Source organism: Pseudarthrobacter enclensis (genome assembly GCF_001457025.1).
GTDB classification, from domain to species: domain Bacteria; phylum Actinomycetota; class Actinomycetes; order Actinomycetales; family Micrococcaceae; genus Arthrobacter; species Arthrobacter enclensis.
The window spans coordinates 18,370-38,051 of sequence record NZ_KQ758603.1 but is presented as its reverse complement, the minus strand read 5'-3'; the positions used below and the strand labels follow the sequence as shown (position 1 = coordinate 38,051).

Annotated in this window: 14 protein-coding genes and 2 pseudogenes; 7 read left to right on the top strand and 9 right to left on the bottom strand. The window is 58.4% G+C overall.

The genetic code is table 11. From position 1 onward, the window contains the following. Positions 1-7 precede the first annotated feature (7 nt). Positions 8-592 (bottom strand): PIN domain-containing protein, encoded by a 585-nt coding sequence (locus AS031_RS12635; protein ID WP_058268524.1) that lies wholly within the window; start codon positions 590-592, stop codon positions 8-10. A 132-nt stretch (positions 593-724) separates the two neighbouring features. Here AS031_RS12635 and AS031_RS12630 point away from each other — a divergent pair. From AS031_RS12630 to AS031_RS19510, 3 genes and pseudogenes are all read left to right on the top strand, one after another. Then, a pseudogene (locus tag AS031_RS12630) lies at positions 725-1,084 on the top strand (thiamine pyrophosphate-dependent enzyme); the annotation flags it as partial. 264 nt (positions 1,085-1,348) lie between these two features. Continuing rightward, positions 1,349-1,975, top strand: a complete 627-nt coding sequence (locus tag AS031_RS19825; RefSeq protein WP_141688831.1) for an SLATT domain-containing protein — start codon at positions 1,349-1,351, stop codon at positions 1,973-1,975. A gap of 182 nt (positions 1,976-2,157) precedes the next feature. After that, entirely contained in the window at positions 2,158-3,675 is a 1,518-nt protein-coding gene (locus AS031_RS19510; RefSeq protein ID WP_082642007.1) for a reverse transcriptase domain-containing protein, read from the top strand. A 772-nt stretch (positions 3,676-4,447) separates the two neighbouring features. Here AS031_RS19510 and AS031_RS12625 read toward each other — a convergent pair. The 3 genes and pseudogenes from AS031_RS12625 to AS031_RS12615 all read right to left on the bottom strand — a co-directional run. Continuing rightward, a complete protein-coding gene (locus tag AS031_RS12625) occupies positions 4,448-5,125 on the bottom strand; it encodes a RusA family crossover junction endodeoxyribonuclease (RefSeq protein ID WP_058268522.1) in 678 nt (225 codons plus the stop codon). Between the two features lie 104 nt (positions 5,126-5,229). Further along, on the bottom strand, positions 5,230-6,009 hold the full coding sequence (locus tag AS031_RS12620) for a nitrilase-related carbon-nitrogen hydrolase (RefSeq protein ID WP_058268521.1): 780 nt from the start codon (positions 6,007-6,009) through the stop codon (positions 5,230-5,232). Between the two features lie 45 nt (positions 6,010-6,054). Continuing rightward, positions 6,055-7,152 (bottom strand): annotated as a pseudogene (locus AS031_RS12615) (APC family permease); the annotation flags it as partial. A 612-nt stretch (positions 7,153-7,764) separates the two neighbouring features. Here AS031_RS12615 and AS031_RS12610 point away from each other — a divergent pair. Beyond that, positions 7,765-8,454 carry a hypothetical protein gene (locus AS031_RS12610; protein ID WP_141688829.1) on the top strand — a complete coding sequence of 230 codons (690 nt, stop codon included), beginning with the start codon at positions 7,765-7,767 and terminating at the stop codon, positions 8,452-8,454. 84 nt (positions 8,455-8,538) lie between these two features. Here AS031_RS12610 and AS031_RS19505 read toward each other — a convergent pair whose 3' ends face one another. Further along, the gene (locus AS031_RS19505; RefSeq protein WP_074446971.1) at positions 8,539-10,842 is read right to left on the bottom strand and encodes an nSTAND3 domain-containing NTPase; all 2,304 of its coding nucleotides are present in this window, start codon (positions 10,840-10,842) and stop codon (positions 8,539-8,541) included. Between the two features lie 324 nt (positions 10,843-11,166). On the opposite strand from AS031_RS19505, the gene AS031_RS12600 reads away from it, so the two are divergent. After that, positions 11,167-13,893: an NACHT domain-containing protein gene (locus AS031_RS12600; protein WP_141688828.1), complete on the top strand. Its 2,727-nt coding sequence runs from the start codon at positions 11,167-11,169 to the stop codon at positions 13,891-13,893. 287 nt (positions 13,894-14,180) lie between these two features. Further along, positions 14,181-14,339, top strand: coding sequence for a hypothetical protein (locus AS031_RS19955; protein ID WP_158505830.1), 159 nt, complete (start codon positions 14,181-14,183; stop codon positions 14,337-14,339). Between the two features lie 341 nt (positions 14,340-14,680). Here AS031_RS19955 and AS031_RS12590 read toward each other — a convergent pair whose 3' ends face one another. The 3 genes from AS031_RS12590 to hisC all read right to left on the bottom strand — a co-directional run bounded on the left by AS031_RS12590 (position 14,681) and on the right by hisC (position 17,761). Next, positions 14,681-14,917: a hypothetical protein gene (locus AS031_RS12590; protein WP_141688827.1), complete on the bottom strand. Its 237-nt coding sequence runs from the start codon at positions 14,915-14,917 to the stop codon at positions 14,681-14,683. Positions 14,918-15,195: 278 nt separating this feature from the next. After that, entirely contained in the window at positions 15,196-16,608 is a 1,413-nt protein-coding gene (locus AS031_RS12585; protein ID WP_058268515.1) for an amino acid permease, read from the bottom strand. A gap of 52 nt (positions 16,609-16,660) precedes the next feature. Then, positions 16,661-17,761: a histidinol-phosphate transaminase gene (gene hisC / locus AS031_RS12580; RefSeq protein ID WP_058268514.1), complete on the bottom strand. Its 1,101-nt coding sequence runs from the start codon at positions 17,759-17,761 to the stop codon at positions 16,661-16,663. Between the two features lie 93 nt (positions 17,762-17,854). Between hisC and AS031_RS12575 the strand changes: the two genes are divergently transcribed. Continuing rightward, complete coding sequence (locus AS031_RS12575) at positions 17,855-18,352, top strand: Lrp/AsnC family transcriptional regulator (RefSeq protein ID WP_058268513.1); 498 nt, start codon at positions 17,855-17,857, stop codon at positions 18,350-18,352. A gap of 239 nt (positions 18,353-18,591) precedes the next feature. Here the strand turns inward: AS031_RS12575 and AS031_RS12570 are convergent, their stop codons facing one another. Next, positions 18,592-19,653 (bottom strand): hypothetical protein, encoded by a 1,062-nt coding sequence (locus tag AS031_RS12570; protein WP_141688826.1) that lies wholly within the window; start codon positions 19,651-19,653, stop codon positions 18,592-18,594. Positions 19,654-19,682: the final 29 nt, after the last annotated feature.

Here is a 19,682-nt window from a genome sequence, read left to right as displayed (position 1 = left end):
AGACTTTCTAGATCCTCCTCAGGTCCGGGTGTAAAGGCCTTGGAAGCTGGAGTGGAGCGTCGTTGTCGTCCCCCTTCTTCTTGACGGAGGGGTTACCAAAATCATTTGTGTTGCTGCTGACAAACCAGACCTCATCGTCAGAATTTTTCGTCGCTACGTCGAGTACCGTGAACCAAATCAGAGTGTCCCTGTATCCGTCTTTGACCCCTGCATGGTACGGAGCTCGTCCTCTGGAAGCCCGAAACGCGATGTTCGAATGGGGCACATTGGGGGTTGGCACGACCCGGGCGCCGAGCTCGGACAGCCGGGAGTTCAACTGAGCTTCGTACCCGTCGATGTGGTTCTGGATTCCCTGCACAATAGCGTCTAGCTGTTCTTGCAATCCAAAGGTTCCGACCTTGGCTTTGCTGAGGTCGTCCCGTTGTTTACCCCATTCTCTGGGAACAACTTTGGTCGTTTCCATCACCACAATTTCCGGAACCAGCAGGGTGACTCCCCAATCAGCTCTGTGTTCTGAAAGAGAAATCCACTCAGGACGGGCCAACTTGGGAGACTGGCTAATAATGTTCGTGTCCACGACAACGGCAATCATTTGTCAAGTATCCGTGAAAAAGAGGGGACGACGGGTGTCGGTCTCCCCTGCGCGTTCTCTAGGCAATTGTGCGCGTGCGTCACGGAACCAGCCGAGGTGGGCGCGGACTGTCCCTTCGAACTGCTTCTGACCGGTTTCCTGATGGGCCTGTCCGACCTCGAATCACTCATTGCCGCTGCCCCAAGCGCGATCGTGGTGATCTACAACGACGCCGCCTACGGAGCCGAGATCCACCAGTACGGCTCCCAAGGCCTGACCGAGAAGCCGATGCTGATCCCCGAAGTGGACTTCAGCAGCGTCGCCCGTGCCCTTGGCGCCGAATCTGCTGTCATCCGCTCATTGGCGGACTTGGTCGCGCTGCAGGACTGGATCGACGCCGGCGCCAAGGGCACCTTCGTGGCCGACTGCCGTATCACCTCCTCCGTCCGCGCGCCATGGCTGAGCGAGTGGATGAACGCAACGCGAGCGGCGAAGGCAGCCGTGTCTAACTAGTTCCCGCAAAAGGCTCTCGTATGCCTCGTACGACACTGAAGGAACGAATCCGACGGTTACAACCGCTTAAGCGACATCGAGGACTCTTTACGCGTACTTCAGGCGACCACGTGTCCAAATAGCCAACACGGGGATTTGTAGCGACCACCGAGGTCACGCAACTTGAAAATGGCATCTCCCAATCGAAATGCGCGATGAATGATTATCACAAGGGCGAACAAGGTGATGTAATCATGTGCAAGCTGATACTAAAGGAGCATCTTGATGACCGAGACCTCAAGGCACGCACCGTCGCCGCCATCAGATGGGTGCGAAGAGTGCGGGAAGGAAGTCGATACGCTAGAAAAGCGAACTTTTAAGACGTACGAAGCACGACTACGCGCATGCGAGAGGCTCAGTAGGCGTGCAAGGGCATGGAATGCGCTGATGATCTCAGCATCACTCGCCAGCCTGATTGCCTCGGCTGCAATGCTCAGAAACCCTAAAGTTTACGGCCCCAACGGGGACCTTCTTTGGCTGTTTGTAGCGATCATAACTCTTGCAGCTTCGCTCATAATTTCCTCAATAAATTACTCAGGCCGAAGTCGCGATATGTTTTTGAACTATCGCAAAATCCAGTCCCTGTCTTCGGAACTTGAATTCATTCGTGTACACGGAGCAGTCAATCACGACCACGTCGTGGCACTCAAGAGCTCATATAATGCACTGCTTGATGAGTCAGAAAATCACACAACTGCTGATTTCCTGTCTACAAAGACAAGTCCCCAAAGGACGACGCGCGAGAAGCTAACGGTCGCAGCCTCATGGGCTCTCGACTACGCTCCTTGGATAGCCGTGATACTCCCGACGCTATTGCTTATTCCTCCCCTAAAGATCGTTTTACACGGATAGATGCTACGGTAGATCCATCGCGCAAGAGCGCGTAGGCTTTGGCCCCGATTTAGGGTCGCGCTGACCCATGGGAATCGAACGAACACCGTTCGGTTTCTGCATGTGAATGCATCTCTTTCAGGGTCCGACGGCCGGACTGAGGGCTGGCCTCGTGCTGGCCCTCAGTCTTTAAGGGAGATTTGATGAACGAGCTTGAGCGAGCAATGAAGAGCCTCTCCGACGCGAGGATTCGCAAGTATGAGCGAGCACTCAAGCTACATTCTGACGAGCAGAAGCGGCACAACAAGCGCTCCAAAATGACAACAGGTCGAGAACAGTACCCTCGCCCGAGTTCGTGGGCGGTAAGAGCAGACTTCGACCCATTCCACGTCCGGTCGAGGGCCCATGTTTATTCTCATGCTATTCAGAAGGCAATCGCATCGGGCTCATACGTGGTGCGTGGACCCGTAAACTTCGAAGTCGAAAAGCCTGGCGGCGGCACGCGGCAGATAACTAGCTTCGGAATTCCTGACGAGGCCGTATCTCGCAACACCTATGCGAGTTTGATGAATAAAAACCGGGCTCTCCTCAGTAGTAGATCGTATGCTTATCGAAACGACTTAAACGTTTTCGATGCAATTGACTATGTTTCACGAGAATGGCGCGTGAACTCACGATTATACTTGGCTGAGTTCGACTTGAATGACTACTTCGGTTCAATTCGTCATGAGTATATAATGAAGTCCATCAAGGACCTCAGACTCTATATGACAGTTCGCGAGAAGCAGTTATGCGAGAGGTTCATGCGTGCTCCGCGAATAGAATCTCCTGATGTATCACTTCGATCAACGGCAGTAGGAGTGCCCCAGGGGACATCCTTGAGTTTACTGCTTGCGAATGTTGCGCTAACTCCCTTGGATCGCCAACTCGAGCGCCTTCAGATCGGATTCGCCCGATTCTCGGATGACTTGCTTATGTGGGGGACGAACTATGACGCTATTAGCCGAGCGGTCGACCACGTCCATGCTTGGTCGGAAGCTTCAGGTGTACAACTAAGAATCGACAAAAGTCCGGGTATAAGGATTATGACCCGCTCACCTTTGCCGTCAGCAGAAATGCGGGTGGTCGAATCGACTCAATTTCTTAGCCACACTGTCACGATGCGCTCTGTTGATGTTGGACCGAAACCCCTTGCGGATCTCAAGTCGCGCGTGAGAGTCCTCATTTATGCAAATCTGTTACGGGAAGTTGTGCATTCGAGTCAAGATCTGAGCAGACTAAAAGACGGTACTGATCGTGACTATGTAACTCTGGTTTCTCAACTTCGACGACTTCTCTATGGGGCATTGAGTGAGAACCAGGTGCGAAGGCTTTCTCGAACGCCATACATACCGAGAATTTATTATTCCGGCAAAGTGGCAAACCATCCAATCCTGTCAGGTTCACAAGCATGGCAAGAATTTGATCAATGGTTGGCTCAAGAAGTATGGCTCGCCCTGCGAAAACGAAAGCTCTTGCTTCAGCGCCAAGGATTCAATGAACCCTGCGTACCTTGGGACTGCCGTCCACAGGATTTATATGAAGTCCGGTTATTTTCTAGTGTCGACAAATCACCCGTCGACGCTCAGCTTCCCTCGGCCGCTCGAATGTCGAAAGTTATTAGGCGATCGACCGCGCTCCACGGAACCAAGATTGCGGAAAAGCCCGCCGAAGCTTATTAGCAATTAGGTGTTGAGACGGGCTTACGACATCACCCGGTACTGGTAGCGATACGCCTTCCCGAGTCATTGCGTCGGCTGAACCGAGTGATGCACTCCTTCCCGGCGGATCCGAGACGTGCACTTTGAAGTGTCTGCTTCCACAGTTCAGCCCTCAGGCGGGAACCGGCTGGTGGACCGACGGCTGCCGTTCGAATGTGTGGTGACGCTCTGGTCGGCTGCCAAGGCCGCGTGCGCCCGGCTGGACGGGCTGGAATGGTTGACCGAGATGGCGGGTGCGGTGAGAGTTTCTACTACCACCCGCGGTCGTGCACTCTGCGCTAGCAAGGGGGGCGGCATGCTGGCGGACACCACCGCCACTGCAACCGGCGACACGGCCAGCGCCATCACGTGGAAGGCTCATGGAGTGCGCACTTACCCGGCGCACGACGAAAACATGATGTGATGATTCGAGGCGTTTTTCTATTCAGCTACCGCATTGACGCCCATGTCGCCCCTCAAACTATGGAAAAGAATCGGCCGTCTGACCTTTGTCAGGAACCGAGATCGTCATCAGTGTCGTCTTTAACCCCTTCCTCTGGCGTACTAACGGTAGGACGGAGCACCACGTCTGCCTCAGGCTTTTGTCGCTGAGTGCCAGGTGGGGTTCCTTTGGGGCGTTAGGGCATGGCTACCTTTCGTGGTTGTTACGAGACTCCATAGGTTGACTTCAACGTTGAGTAGTTTAAGACTGGTTTCCTGGAACCTGATCAGCTTTTGAGGGTTAGGAATCCGTCTACTGCCGTACTTGTGAAGAAGCGTAAGTCTCCACTTCGAAGCCCTTTAAACGCGCCAGCGGATAGGATCGCTGAATAGGCATAACCCTTTTCGCTACCGCAGGTTCTACCCTGTTAGCTATCTGCTCCTGATAATGATGAATTGCCCGTGCGAAGTTGCCGACCAAGATGGGCTTTAGAAGATCCGGCCCGCTGGGGAGGAGCATGCATCCATAGGGCCGTCCAAAGTCAACAAATCTGAGGCTCTTCCTCTTAATGAATTCATCGGAGTCGAGGGCAGTAACTCTCATCCAGAACTTATGCTCGTCGGGTTGCACATCCAGCCATGATGCAGTCACCTGCTGAACTTGGTTGTCGTCAATCATGATTCCGTTCGGGCCGGTTACGGCGTCGAAGAGTGGCTTAATGATGTTGTCGATGTCTGCGACAAGATGTGTGTTGTAACGGCGTTCTTCCGGGACGAACCAAGTTATTTCCGCCTTTACATCACCAGTAAAGATGCGATCCGTGTTGACCTTTACAGCCTCAGCTAGGGCGGACTGGAAGGTTTTCTTCCGCTCCGGATCCGTCTGGAGTGAAATGGGATCAATGGATGCCTCGACCTTGACGGCTGAGTCGTAGCCAAAGATCTGGGTGACTGTAAAGTGGCTGGCCTCTGCTGAAGTAGTTCGTCTCATTCGTCCTCGAGGTGGCTTGCTTGCTCTGCTGCTGCTCCATGGTAAAACGTGGCGCACATGTCAGCTGTTGGTCCTCCCCGTCCTTTGGCGCCGGCGCTCCAGCCCTACAACCGCCGCTGCCGGAACATCGGGAACGATTCCCGCACCCGGTCCACCGTCTCCAGCGAAACCTCCACCGGCCGCACACCGGCGGACAACCCGAGGTCCGCCTCAACGACGCCCATGGGATTCACCAGCACACTCCGCCCCACCGAGACCGGGGGCGCCTGGCACACCCCCGCCACGTACACGCTGTTCTCGATCGCCCGGGCCGCGTTCAGCGCCAGCCACTGCTCCGTCTTGTGCTCGCCCGGCACCCAGGACGAGCAGACCAGCAGGACCTGCGCGCCGGCGTCGGCCAGTGACCTGGCCAGCTCCGGGAAGCGCAGGTCGTAACAGGTCATCAACCCGAACCGCACTCCCCCGTGCTCGAACACCACCGGCTCAAGGGACCCGCCCGGCTTGATGAACTCGGACTCCCCCAACCCCTGCGCGTCGAAAAGGTGGATCTTCCGGTAGGAAGCCAGCCGGCCGCCGTCGGGCCCGAAAGCCACCAGCGTGTTGTACGCCCGGCCCGGCTCCTCCGAGGTCTCCACCACGCCCGCCACCAGCGCGATGCGGCGGCGGCGGGCAATGGCGGCGAGTTCCCGGCAGACGGGCCCGCCCAGCGGCTCCGCCACCGCCGGGAACGTGGCGTCCACCTTCTTCTTCTCGTAGGTGGCGTACTCCGGGAAGGCGACCAGCGCGGCGCCGTCGCCCGCTGCCTCGGCGGCGAACCGATCGATCGCGGCCAGGTTGGCCTGGATGCCCGCACCCGACTCCAGCTGACCCAGCGCTATCTTCACGAGTATTCCTTCCCTTGGCCCAACCGGAACCGAACTAACCAAGACTTAGGCGGCCGCCTCGACCGTCGCCTTCTCCGTCGCGGTCATCTCCGGCGGGGACGCCTTGAAGCCACGGGTAATCAGGGCCAGGACCACGATGCCCAGCACGAGCCAGGACACCCCCAGCGTAATAGCGTTGCTGTCCAGTTGGGACAGCAGGTAGGCGCAGATGACGGCGCCGATCGCCGGGACCACCACGTAGGACACCGGGTTCAGCTGCTGCCCGGCCCGGCGCTGGCGCACGTATTGGAACACCACCGAGACGTTCACCAGCGTGAAGGCGGTGAAGGCACCGAAGTTGATGAACGACGTCGACGTGGCCACGTCCAGGAACAGCGCGATCAGGCCCACGGCGCCGGTGACCACCAGGTTCGCCACCGGGGTGTGGTGCTTCTCGTTCAGCCTGCCGAAGACCGCCTTGGGCAGGACCGAGTCGCGGCCCATCGCATACATCAGTCGGGAGGCGCTGGCCTGCGCGGCCAGGCCGGAGGCGAACTGCGCCACCACCAGGCCTGCCAGGAACACGGCGCCGAACAGCTGCCCGCCGATCTGCAGGGCGATGGAGCTGGCCGCGGAGGCCGAGTCCTCGAACACGCCGCCGGGGTGCACCAGCTGGGTCACGTAGGAGACGGCCACGAAGATGCCGCCGCCGATCAGGGCCACGAGCATAATGGCGCGCGGCACGGTGCGGCGCGGATTGATGGTTTCCTCGGTGAGGGTAGTGACGGCGTCGAAGCCCAGGAACGAGTACGCGGCGATGGCCGCGCCGGCGGAGACGGTGGCGAAGCTGGCGGTGTCATTGGAGAATGGCTGCCCGCTGGCGAGTCCCCCGGCGCCGTTGCTGGAGACCATGTTGCCGATGGCCAGGGCCACGAAGAACACGAGGACCAGCAGCTGGAACGCCATCAGCACGTAGTTGGCCTTGTCCGCCACCTTGATGCCCAAGATGTTCAGCAGCGTGGTGACCACTATGAAGCCCACAATCCACACACCGATGGGGATGCCCGGGAACTGGGCCGTCAGGTAGGAGCCGCCGATGAGCCAGATGACCATGGGCAGGAAGAGGTAGTCCAGCAGCACGGCCCAGCCCACCGGGAACCCGACACGGGGATAAGTCGCGGCATCGAAAAGGAGGGAGGAACACTAACACTTCGCGATGATCACGATCTGACTCTCGCCCTTGTTCATTCAGCACTATGAGAAATTCGGCCCCAGAGTGCGAACAGTCGTTCTGTCACACGTACTCCAACATTGGCGTGAGATCTTCTGATTAGCCTTGTGGGTGATGAGGCGCAGTTGATTGAGCGAGCCAGGGCGGCGCCGGATAGAGCTGAGGATGCAGAGCTCTTGGCATTGGTAAACAAGTATGCGATAGGTTGGCGTCCGGAGTCGGGCGTTATCTAGCCCTATCAGCTTTTCGCCAACCTAGAACTCGGCCACTCCACTGTCAGGGACTGTCAGGCAAAAGCCGCAGGACTCGTAAGGCCGTACCGGCCCGTTTTGGTCTGGTCCCGGCGGGGTCAGGGCTATGTTTGATCTCCGGCAGCACGTTTTGTGGTAACAATCGTTCTGGTGCGAGTCTCTGTTTCCTTTAGAGTCGAGGGGGGTCCGACGGACCGGCGAGGACTCTGATACAACGAAGGCTTTCCACGCCGCTCCATGCTTCCGCGATACCTAGGGACGCCGCTATCCGCTGAATGGCCCCAAAAGCTGCGCATGAATCGGGCACTGAATAGTAGCAGTAATACAAATTATCTGGAAGGTCTGATGGAAACACTAAAAAGCCTAAGTGAACCGGCGAAACTGGCTTTTGCGAATAGCGTTCTAGCTGAAGTAAGCAGAGCGCCATTGGGCGGCATCGGGAAAAGTGAGCTCGATTACATTATCTTTGTGGGACTTTTACGTGCTGGTTACATCAGCATCGACTCGCCCGTCTTTGAGACCGCACAACTGTTGCAAGTAACACCCGCAAAAGTAAATGCCCTAATGTATTCCTACCGCATGCGTACCCAGAAGGACCTGGGGGTTCTTGCAGAGCTTGCCGCTGCAATCGATGTGGTTGCCATCCATCTGGACGGCAACGTCATCCTAAATGTTGAGGACCGATACTGGCGCGACACACTTATCGCCCGCTTGAAACGCGCAGGTGTCTATACGGACACGTCTTTCAACCGGGAAAGGGTAAGCGTGGGTAGTGACAGGTTTGTTGAGGTTCTCGAACTGGTTTTCGCTGAGAACGCCCAAGGCCTACGGGAGGCAGTGGAGGCGGAGCGAAAGCGCAACGCGAAGTCGAATCTGGTTTCTATCATCAGAACACTTCCGGGCAAGGCCGCGGGATCCGCAGCCGCGAAGGCAGGATCCCTTACCCTGTCAGCTCTTTTCACATGGGCACAAGGTGTCTCCTAGATGCTTTCGACTCTCGCCAATATTTACACCTTTCCAGACCCTGAGTCCGTGAAGCCTGCCGGCGTCGAATATGGGTCGGGGATCTCAGGTCAGGTGCTTGAACAATTCGCGAATTTGGTGATCTTCGCGGCTCTTCCTGTCTTTCGGCAGCCCGGAGGAGGTTTGACCGTTCGAGTTCGCAAAAACTTGTGTTGCTACGGTCGGTGACATATCTTCCTCGGGCGCGGCCTCTTTGGTTTCTTCGATACTCTGAGCAGCGGTAGCGAAGTCTGATTCCAGCCAAGAGTAGGGACTGTATTCATTCACGACGTCACGGAGCTCGGAAAGCCGGTTGCGCATGTCGTCTGGGTCTTCGTAGTCAGATTTGAGGTCACCAAGAGCGTTACGAACATAGTCCTCCACGTTGTTTACAAAGCTTTCGTTCGAATCCTCACTTACTGGCACATGAGCATTTTCTGTCACTGCGCGGTACGTTCGAAATTCCTCTTCGCTCTGCGCTTCTTCCGCCAAAAACCCTATTAAGCGTCCTATTGTTTCCTCCAGTCGTTCGCGCCTTTGGATTTGAGTCCGCGGGCAGGCCGCATGTCGCCGCAAAGACTGAACCGCAAGCTCGGCGAGCACTGCATGATCATGCCAAGACGACAAGTTCATCTCGCTGAATTCGTGAGTTCGAGACTCCAGCCATGTTTGGCCCGCCGCACCCAGCAACTTGCCAGCTGACGAAACGGCACCCAGTACGAGCTCCAAGGGGCGATAGCTTTCGCCAGCCTGAGCTGCTTCAGAGTAAAGCCTGTCAAGGTGGGCTACGACAGCGGCGGCAGATTCGATGACAGCCGCTTTGATTCCAGGATGGACCGGCACAACACGGCGACCCTTAGAAGTAGTAGAAAGTGCGTAGCGGAGTACCAGCACAGCTTGCTGGCATGTCTGGGTCCCCAGTAGCAATCGCTGGGCCTCCCCCGGGTCCCGGTCAAGATAGGCAAGAACATAGTCTCGACAGCTAGGGTCTGCGAAAGCGACGGTTAGTTTCGCTCCGGTTCCGGACAAAACAAGCCAAGTTCCTTCTAGCGCCCGAAAGGCTTGATTTGCTGGGAGAGACTGGACCTTGAGCGCACAGGCAGCCAGCAGGTCTGTCCTGGAAACGCCGTCAGGTGGGAATGTGACCAACGTCAGGAGTACTTCCCGGGCGAAGTCGGAAAGACCATGCTCGAAGCTGGGGCCCCAGAGCTCCACCGGACGATCGAGTGCTTGGCCAAGTTCGCTGCTGAGTCCAGTGGCGCTTGTATGTGGACGGCGCAGGACCTGTTCGACGATACGGGGTCGAAAATTTGGATGGTCTAGGGCCTCCCAAAACGCATCTCCGGAGGCATAATCGCGAATAACTCCCCGAGGTAGGTTACTGAAGTACAAGTGGTTGTAAACAATGCGAGCCCGATCCAGCCGGTGATAATCAGTGAGTTTGACAACGCAAGTCTTCAAATCCAATTCGGCACGTCGTATTGGTTCACGCGATTCTTGGGCCTGCCGGAGCACCTGCGTCCTCGTTGTTAGTACAAAGCGCTTGTCAGCCCTGGTGGAAACAAGATGCGCGAACTTTGCGATACTGGCGTCCTCGTTTTTAGACAGGCGCTCTCCTGCATTTGTCTGGCCCAAAAAATCGTCGTACAGGAAAATTTGCCGACCCTTAGGCTTCCACGCGCTCCAAGCTTCCTCGATGTCAGCCCCCACCTGAACCACCTGCCAGTTGTCTTTCCAATGAGTCAGGAGGAGCATCTCCGCTAGCATCGACTTGCCGACGCCTGGCGATCCAGCAATCACAACGACACGTTGCGTATCCAAAATATCTCGCGCTCGTTTGTAGCCCTCATGGGGGACGTACAGTTGAACTCGACTCTGAATGTCCTCCAGCAGCGCTTCCGTCCTCGACCAGATGCCACTGTTTACGATGGAAGAAAGAACGTCTGTCGAAGCGAGCCAGAGCTTGAAGTGTTTCCGTTCAACCTCCGGGTGCTGACCGAGTAAAGCGTTCAGGTCATGTTGATGCAACAAGTCGTCAGGGGAACTCAAAAGTGGTGCGATTGCAGCAGCAATGGCGTCGTGTTGAGGCTTGCTAAGGTCCCGACTAGTCGCCACCAGATAACGGCCGGGTTTCTCCTTAGTCATTTTTGGCTTTTCCCCAACAAGGCTTTTCTTCAACTGCGAGGGGGTCGACCCGGCATAGTGCTTGCACTGGACAACGATTTTGCTTTTGCCGGTTCCTACTTTCAGATCTACGCCACCATCGGGTCCAGCAGCAAAGGCCTTCAACCGCCAACCATAGGCAGCCTCGAGTAGGTCTCGGACGAAGATCTCAAAGTCATGTGGGGACAAGGGCTTGAAGTCGTACATGCGAGTTCCTCAGATCGTCGCCTACATGGGGTGATGAAGCTACTTCACCACGAGTCGAAGCTATATGCCTGCAACCTTCCAAGCGCTGAGAACGCGTTTCTTTTTTCTCCCCATGACAGTCGGCCTAAGTGACGCGCTCTAAGCCTGTTTGGCCCCCGTCGGCGATAACCTAGAGCGGTGGAATACGACTTAGTGAGAATGGGCAGTTCTGAGTTCGAAGACATGGCAGTTGCCTTATGTAGTGCTCAATTTGGAGCCGGAGGCCAAACTTTCGGCACTGGGCGCGACGGGGGCCGCGAGTGGACATATCTTGGAAGTCTTCCGATGCCACAGCTCGCCATCGAAGCAGCAGACTCGAACATCAAGAGCGGGGATAGCTGGAGCGGTTACACGGTAGTCCAGGCCAAGCACAAGGAGCGGCTTAGGGGCGGTACTGAAGACCGAGACTGGTTACTAAATGAGCTCCGGAAAGAAGTCAACGCTTGGCTTCGTGAGGACAGGCCGCGCCACCCCAAGCCAGAGAACTTCCTTCTGATCACGAACGTAAGACTTTCAGCCGTGCAAGAAGTAGGCGGGATTGACATTGTTGAAGCCGCGATGGCGGAGCATGCGAAATCACTGGGCTTGCGCGGCTGGGCAGTTTGGCATTCCTCACACGTAAGTCGACTACTCGACCAACACCCAGGCGTCCGGCAAACCTACCTTGGATTGGTGGTCACCGGTGATGTGCTGACAGCCTTGTTAGAGGGCTTAAGCACAAGCAACCCAGACGCAGCGCGTGCGCTAACTGGATTTGTCGCGAAAGAATTGGTGGCCAACAGCAATATCCGGCTAACGAGAGCAGGAAACGGACCTGATCAGGAACGTCTTTCCGACATCGGCATCGACCTGCCCGCCCAAGACCGCTTATCACCAGTGGACCCGGACGGAAAACCGATTAATCACTTCGTTGCAAGAACAATCATCAGCCAGGGAGACCACCCCAGAAAGGTCCAAGACGGAAACTTCTGCACCCTCTTGATCGGTGGGCCCGGCCAAGGGAAATCAACGATTGGCCAGCTAATTTGCCAATCCTATAGGGCTGCAATATTGGAGGCCCGCACCGGCGAGCTGGCTCTTGATCAGCAACGCATCATGCATGACACCCTTACACACCTGAGGGAGATACGCGTGCCATTGCCGCGGATGCACCGGTGGCCAATTTACGTCCGTCTCACGGAGTACAGCGAAAGGATTTTGGGCGCGGAGGACTACTCCCTACTCAAGTTCATAGCTGAACAGATTAACAACAGGGGCGGAGCGTACTCGTTGACGCAGGGTCACCTGTACAACTGGCTCCGTCAATGGCCCTGGATGATCGTCCTTGATGGTTTGGACGAGGTTCCCGACACTCATACTCGTAGAACACTGCTACAGAAAGTCAGTGAGTTCCTGTCTGACGCGGCGATGCAGCGGGCGGATATATCAGTACTAGTGACGACGCGCCGCCAAGGGTACAACGATGACATGCGGACGTGGGAGCCACGGGAATTCGAACTGGTGGAGTTGAGCAATCAACAGGCACTTCACTACGGTCGCCAGTTAGTGACTTCACGTCACCCTGCGGATTCCGCCTTCGCTGACTTAGTTCACGACAGACTTATCGAAGCAGCGAAGGAGAAGATGACGGCTAAACTGATGGGCTCCCCTTTGCAAGTCAGCATCATGGCATCTCTTCTAGAGGATCGAGTACGGTTGCCAACCACCCGGCACGCCCTTTTCGCCGATTTCTATGAAACAGTCTTCAAACGAGAGGCGAATAAGATCGGTTCAATCGGTGAACGAGTGGAGCAGCACAAAGCTAATATCGATGCCCTCCATAACGCCGCTGGTATGCTACTACATTTTGATGGTGAGAAGTCCGGCCAAGCAGATGTACATCTTACTCGCGCGGACCTGCAGAGCATCGCAACCGACCAATTGGTTGCGCAGACGTATGAGAATAGCGCTGCACGGAAAGCTGCCGAGCATCTCATAGGACTTGCGACAGACAGATTCATTTTGCTCGTTGAGAAGTCAACGGATAATTGGGGTTTCGAGGTGCGGAGCTTTCAGGAGTTCATGGCCTCTAGATACATTGTTAGCGGCCCTGAGGACCAAATTATGGACCGTTTGAGAATTCTGGCCCGAAGCAGCCACTGGAGAAACACATGGCTGTTTGCCGCGGCCCAAGTATTCGAAATGCGACCCCATTTACGGGAAACACTGCTTGCGATAGTGGCCGAAGCAGATTCGCAATCTATGTCTGACTATTTGGCCAGGCCGGGCGCGATATTGGCGGTCGACATGCTTCTTGACAACTTCGCGGCCACCACTCCCGGCCTGCAGCAGCGACTCGTGAAGCAGACAATCGAAATTTTGGATGCACCTCTGCTTCCTGTGGAGATTCTCCCCATTATTCAGGAGGCTTCTGAAAGAGACCCCGTCGTTCGTCGATTGGTTCAAGAACGCTTCCAAGCGGCCATGCGTGCCGGGGGACCTAGAAGGGCGAGTATGCTCGTCCTAATGAGGTTATGGACCCGCCGGTATAAGGGTGCCATATCCACGTACGTGCGGCCGAGATTGCCCGGCACTGCCAGTTCCGCAAAGCCGGACGGCGGCGGCGAATCGTTCGAATCGATTTGGGGCAGTGCAGGACAAGCGGCGCGGCGGCAGTCGGACTTCAACGTCGGGGAGATGCTTGCCGACAAGATCAACTGGGACTCCTTGAGTGAAGACGAGACCGCTACACTAAGCGACTTCCTAAAGGAGGCGCAACGCCTCCGTGTGCTGCCGCAGTCGGGGGGAATAAAGGGCTACAGCGTACGCAAGGTAGGGGCCCTGACGACCGCCAAGGTCGCTAAGTCTAATGGGATCTGCGCGGTACTCGCCGATGCCTGCGAAAGCCTCTCCGAAGAAGAGACCGCAGTGGCAGAGTGGCTGATACGCCAAATCGCGCAAAGCGTGAGGCAAGACTTTGTGGGTGACAAACTCAGTTCAGCCGGACCCCTACCTCAACGTGCGTCTGCTTAGGCCTAAGCTGAATGCTACGCAACCGTCTGGCGGGTAAGAACGGCGGGCACCGTACCCATAAGACTCTCACCGAGCGGCTGGAACGGGCGCGGGAACGACAATTGGAAAAGCCGCACGACTCGGTCGACTTTCTTCGTGACCTGCTCGACTTGGCTCGCGACCTGGCAGCAGCTGAAAAAGTGGAGGACGAATCCGGGGCAGGAAGGGCGCGATCTGCTTCCAGACCCGAACGTTGGTAGATTGACTCAGATTTTCGAGAGTACAGGCCGGAAGGTGTTCCGGTCATCGTGGGCAAAGTGTTCACAGACATCGATGCCTGTGAAAGAAGTGCGCTGGGATGGCTGGAAAAAACCAAGCAAGGCGATAAGGCGGTCCGCATCGCCATCCGTAAGGTGCTGGTCCGTTATGGGTTGCCTGCTTCTGGGAAGCTTTTCACCGTGCTTTAGCCTGCGTGTCGGGAATCTACTGAGGCGAACCATCGCTAACGGCGAGGACCTCTCGCCGGAGTGGCGTACATTGCCTCTGCGCAGAAGCTGAAGGACCGCCTACGAGAGGTTCCTGTAAAGATGCCGTCAGCCAAGCAGGCGCTTTAGCTGAGCTCCGCGCTCGGCCGTGACCCAGAAGAACAATTCGTTAGCACGCGGCGGTGTGAACCTTGGCCCGGACTGCGCACGCCACGGCTTGGTTAACTCTGGGAAGTGCTTGCCCAGCGTGCGCGCGGCCTGAGTCGGGATGATCTTCATGACGGAGTAGTCCACGTCGAGCGCATTCGCCAACTCGCGTGTGCTCAGAGCGCCGTACGGGGTGATCGGAGAGGTAGTGGAGCAATCGTCCGACCTACGATGCTGCCCTTGGTTCTCATCTCGAAAAAATTGATCAGGTTCTCTTCGGTCCAGCCGTCGATCGCTTCCTGATCGGTGACCAGCGCATCCTCATCAATTGGCTTGAAAGGGGTGGCGACGGCTGTAGTCGAAGGCCGTTCTCCTAGGAAGGCAAGCACGGCAGGGCCGTGCTCGTTGGGCACTGGCACATACTGAAATGCGGCGGCTGAGTCCCTGGGTGGGGCGATGATCATGGCGCTCTCGCGGTCGAGTCTCCTTCCGCATCTCCGCCAGCATGGGCCAACGAACAGCCGCAATGGCACTAGCTCGAGTCGCCCTCTCTGCCGCCTCGGTCAAAAAACCGTACATTTTCCAGCGCGCGGACCCCGAGCACGGCCTAACCCGCACAGGGCGCGCCCGGCCGGACCGGACGCGCCCTTCGTTTGCCCTGAACCCGTGGAGACGGGTTCAGGCGGGTAATTTAATCGATGAGCACCGGCTTCTTGTCACCGGCTGATGCTTCAGCCGGGCCCGCGACCCTCCCCGAACGGTGATTCAGCCAGTTCGCCACCGCCAAAAGCGCCACGAGTCCGAAAGTGCTCAGCAGCTGCGGACGTGAATCCTCGCCGATGAACCCCACCGTGAAAATCGCCGCGAGGATCAGCAGCCCCAGGGATGTGAGCCACGGGAAGCCGGGCATCCGCAGGGGAAGCTCCGTCCCCTCGAGGTCGGCACGGAGGCGCAGCGCCAGCTGGGCCAAGAGCGCGGACGTCCACACCAGCAGGCACGTAGAGCCCACGATGTTGAGCAGGACGCCAAGGACCATCTCGGGGAACATCAGCTCCAGCACGACCGTGACGACGCCGAAGGCGACGCTGGCCAGGACTGCAACCACGGGCACCCGGGCCTTCGACACGGAAGCAAGCACTCGCGGCGCCTCGCCCCGCTCAGCCAGCGAGAACGCCATCCGTGAGGCGCCGTAGAGGTTGGCGTTGAGCGCTGAGAGCAGTGCCGCAACGGCCACCAGGGTGATGGCGGTGGCAGCGCCCGGCATGCCCGCGGCATCCAGAACCGCGGCGAACGGGCTCTTCAGCCCGGCCGACCCCACCGGAACCACGGCCGCGATCACGAAGATGGCGCCGATGTAGAACACCAGGATGCGCCACAGCACCGTCCGGACTGCCTTCTTCACGCTGCGGGCCGGCTCCGCGGTCTCGGCTGCCGCCACAGATACGATCTCCGTGCCGCCGAACGCGAACGCCACCACGAACAACGCCGTCGCAATCCCGCCGAAGCCGTTGACCGCGAAGCCCTCCCCCATGAAGTTGGACAGGCCCGGCGACTGCACGCCCGGAATCAAACCGAACAGCAGCGCAAAGCCCACCAGCAGGAACCCGACGATCGCCGCCACCTTGAGCAGGGCGAACCAAAACTCGAACTCGCCGAAGTTCTTCACGCTTGTCAGGTTCACGGCGGTCAGCACCACGATGAACACCAAGGCCATCAGCCACACCGGCAGGGCCGGGAAGATGGTGGCCAGCAGGCCTGCCGCACCGAGGGCCTCGGCCGCGATGACCACCACCAGTTGGATCCACCAAAGCCAGCCCACCGTGGCACCGGCCACCGGCCCGTAGGCCTTGGCGGTGTAAACGGAGAAGGCCCCACTGTCCGGATTGGCGGCAGCCATCTCGCCGAGCGCCCACATCACCAGGATGATCAGGGTGCCGGCCACGAGGTAGGAGATCAGCACGGCCGGGCCGGCGGCCTGGATGCCCGCGCCCGAACCGATGAACAGACCCGCGCCGATGGCGCTGCCCAGCCCCATCATGGTGAGCTGCCGTGGTTTGAGGGCCGCGCCGAGGGGGCGGGCAGACGTCTTTGTCCGTTGTTCCATGGGGATTCCTCTGGTTGTAGGTGGAACGGGTTGGGGAAAAGTCAGAAAGGTGTCAGGCCGCGTGGGCGGCGAGAAGCCGGAGCACGCGGTTGTTGGAGTCGGAGTCGGCAACGGTGATCCGCACGCCGTCGCCCTGGTATGCGCGGACCATGATGCCCGCGCCGTCGAACGCGTCCACCAGCCTCGCCAGGAGTGCATCGTCGGCGCGGATCCACAGGAAGTTGCCCTGGCTCGGCTGCAGCGTCCAGCCCTGCGCCTCCAGCTCAGCGGCCATCCGGGCCCGCTCCTGCTTTACCAGGGAAACCCGCGCTGCCATCTCCTCCCCCGCGTCCAGCGACGCGATGGCCGCCTTCTGCGCCAGCGCGCTCACGGCGAACGGCAGGGCGGTGCGCCGCAAACCTTCGGCGATTGCCGCCGTCGTAATGGCATACCCGACGCGCAGGCCGGCGAGCCCGTAGGCCTTGGAGAAGGTGCGCAGGATGCAGACGTTCGGGTACCGGCGGTAGAGCGCCAGGGAATCGGGGCCGCTGTCGGCGTCGGCATACTCCACGTAAGCCTCGTCGATCACCACCAGGACGTCGGAGCGGACGGACTGCAGGAAGGCCTCGAGGCGCTCGTGGCTGATCGGCACGCCGGTGGGGTTGTTGGGCGTGCAGAGCAGGATCACCTTGGTGCGGTCGGTGACGGCGGCGGCCATCGCGTCCAAGTCGTGGCCCTCGGCGTGGTCCAGCGGGACGCGGACCGGCCGGGCGCCTGCCAGCTCCACCAGGATGGGGTAGGCCTCGAAGGAGCGCCACGCGAAGACCACCTCGTCCCCGGCGTCGCACAGGCCGGTGATGATCTGCTGCAGGACGCCCACGCTGCCGGGACCCACCGCCACCTCCGCGGCGGTGACGCCCAGGTGCCGGGCGATCCGTTCGCGGAGTTCGACGGCGGCCATGTCCGGGTAGCGGTTCATCCTGCCGGCTGCTTCGGCCACCGCGGCGGTGGCGGCGGGCAGCGGGTCGTAGTGGCTTTCGTTGCTGGCGAGGGCAGCGATGTCGGCACCGAGGCTGCGCCGCCCCGGGACGTAGGCGGGAAGTCCGGTGACGGCGCTGCGGAGGGCGGGCAGCGCTGGGGCTTTGGGTTCGGCCAGGAGTTGATCAGGGCTCATGAAGACCGATCATGGAAGTGACCCGGGCCACATTGCAAGGTACGCTCTGGTGCTTGGGACTTCTGCTCAACTTCTAGTACCTCTGGTGAAAATATGACCATCGCGACCTCTCGCACCCTCGATTCGCTCGACGGCAGGATCATTCTTGCCCTGGACAAGGAGCCCGAAGCCAGCGCCCTGGCACTCTCCCGGACGCTCGGCGTCGCGCGCAACACCGTCCACGCCCGGCTGGCGCGGCTGGAGCGCAGCGGCGCGCTCCGCTCCTTCAGCCGCAGGCTGGACCCCGCCGCGCTGGGCTACGAACTGATGGCCTTCCTGTCGCTGTCCATCAGCCAGACGCGGACCGGATCGGTGGAGAACGGGCTAGCCGCGATCCCGGAGGTCATCGAGGTGCACGCCACCACCGGCGACGCGGACCTCATGGCCAAGGTGGTGGCCCGCGGCACCGCCGACCTCTACCGCATCACCAACGAGATCCTGGAGATCGAGGGCATCGAGCGGACCAGCACGGCCATCTCCATCCTGGAACTCATGCCGCCCCGGTACGACGGGCTGATCAGCCGGCTGTCCGAGCAGGAGTCCCGCACCTAAGCGCGGCGGCGTGGAATACCGCTGGGCGCTTCTGACTTCTTGCTGGCGTACCTCCAAGAGGTCACGACCACCGCCAGCGTATGCCGTAGATCCTAGAACGCGCCCTGCTCGGCAGTGCGTGGCAAGGATGGAAGGAACATGCGAGGCGTACGCAGGTCTGTCGCCCATTGAGGTGGACAACAGACCTGCAGAGTCTGAAGCTGGCGCCAATCATCGTCGCTGGCGCCCTGCAACTTGCCCTAAAAGCTCGGTGGGAGAAAAGCGTTCAAACGGCGCGCCCTGCGGGTCGCGTAAGCCACGCCTTCTGGTACCAGATTAGGAACTTCGACAGACACGATGCGATGCCACGCGTCGACATCGTACGCAATGCAGAAATCGTCTTGCGGTTGTATCTGCATCACAGGAACGGTCCACGTATCCAGTGAATCGCGGCTTTTTAATACGGCTCCCTGGGGTTGCGAGAATGTGTGGGTGATATCTTCCAAATTTCCTGCAGGGTTGCCCTGAAGATATTTGAATCCTGAGGCAATGTCGCGCTCAACTTGGTCGAGGGTTTCCACAAATGGTGAAAAACAATGACGTCCGACGAAGGTGCTGCCCACGACGTACTTGACATCACTTACGGTGACTTGGCCAAAAACCACTCTGGCGTCGCCGTTTGGCACACGGTCATTCAACCATTCCTGAGCATCGGCGATGGCCCGGGGCTCCTCCGGATGTAACCGAGGTTCCAGCATGCCCGGCTGGTTAGTAAGTGGAAAGTAAGTCCACTCCCCTTTCTCATCCCTGTGGACTATCTGGGGCGCGACAGCAGCAAAAAAGCGTAAAACCTCCAGCATGGTCTCGGTGACCTCTTTGTCGAACAGCACACTGTCATAATGTGGCTTCAGCAGCTTGGTTCCTTTGTGGAGCTTGTCGTGTGCCTCATGAGGAATTTCGTCCCAAAACGCATACGTCCGCACCCCGTGCAAGCCTCCAACCATGCTCTTCGTTCTAGGGCTCACGATGTGCATCACATGCTGATGGACATTTCGCGCGTATTTGGCTGCCTTGACGAAAGCAGTTCCCGCAAGAGTAGAGGAGTCTAACAACTTAAGGTACGTACTCTTGTCTTTGACGTTCAGGGAGAAATGCTCGTTGAGCGTCTGCGTACTCACCAAGAATGCCCTTACGGCCTGTCCATAATCACCGTCTCGCGCCGTCGCCGCATAATAGGCGGCAACGTTCGCCTGGAGATCCTTCATTGCCTCTTTTAGAACCGGCACTTCATTGTTTGTAACGCCCACTTGGGTTTGCTGCAAAATATAGTCCTTTCAATCGAACTCCCAGG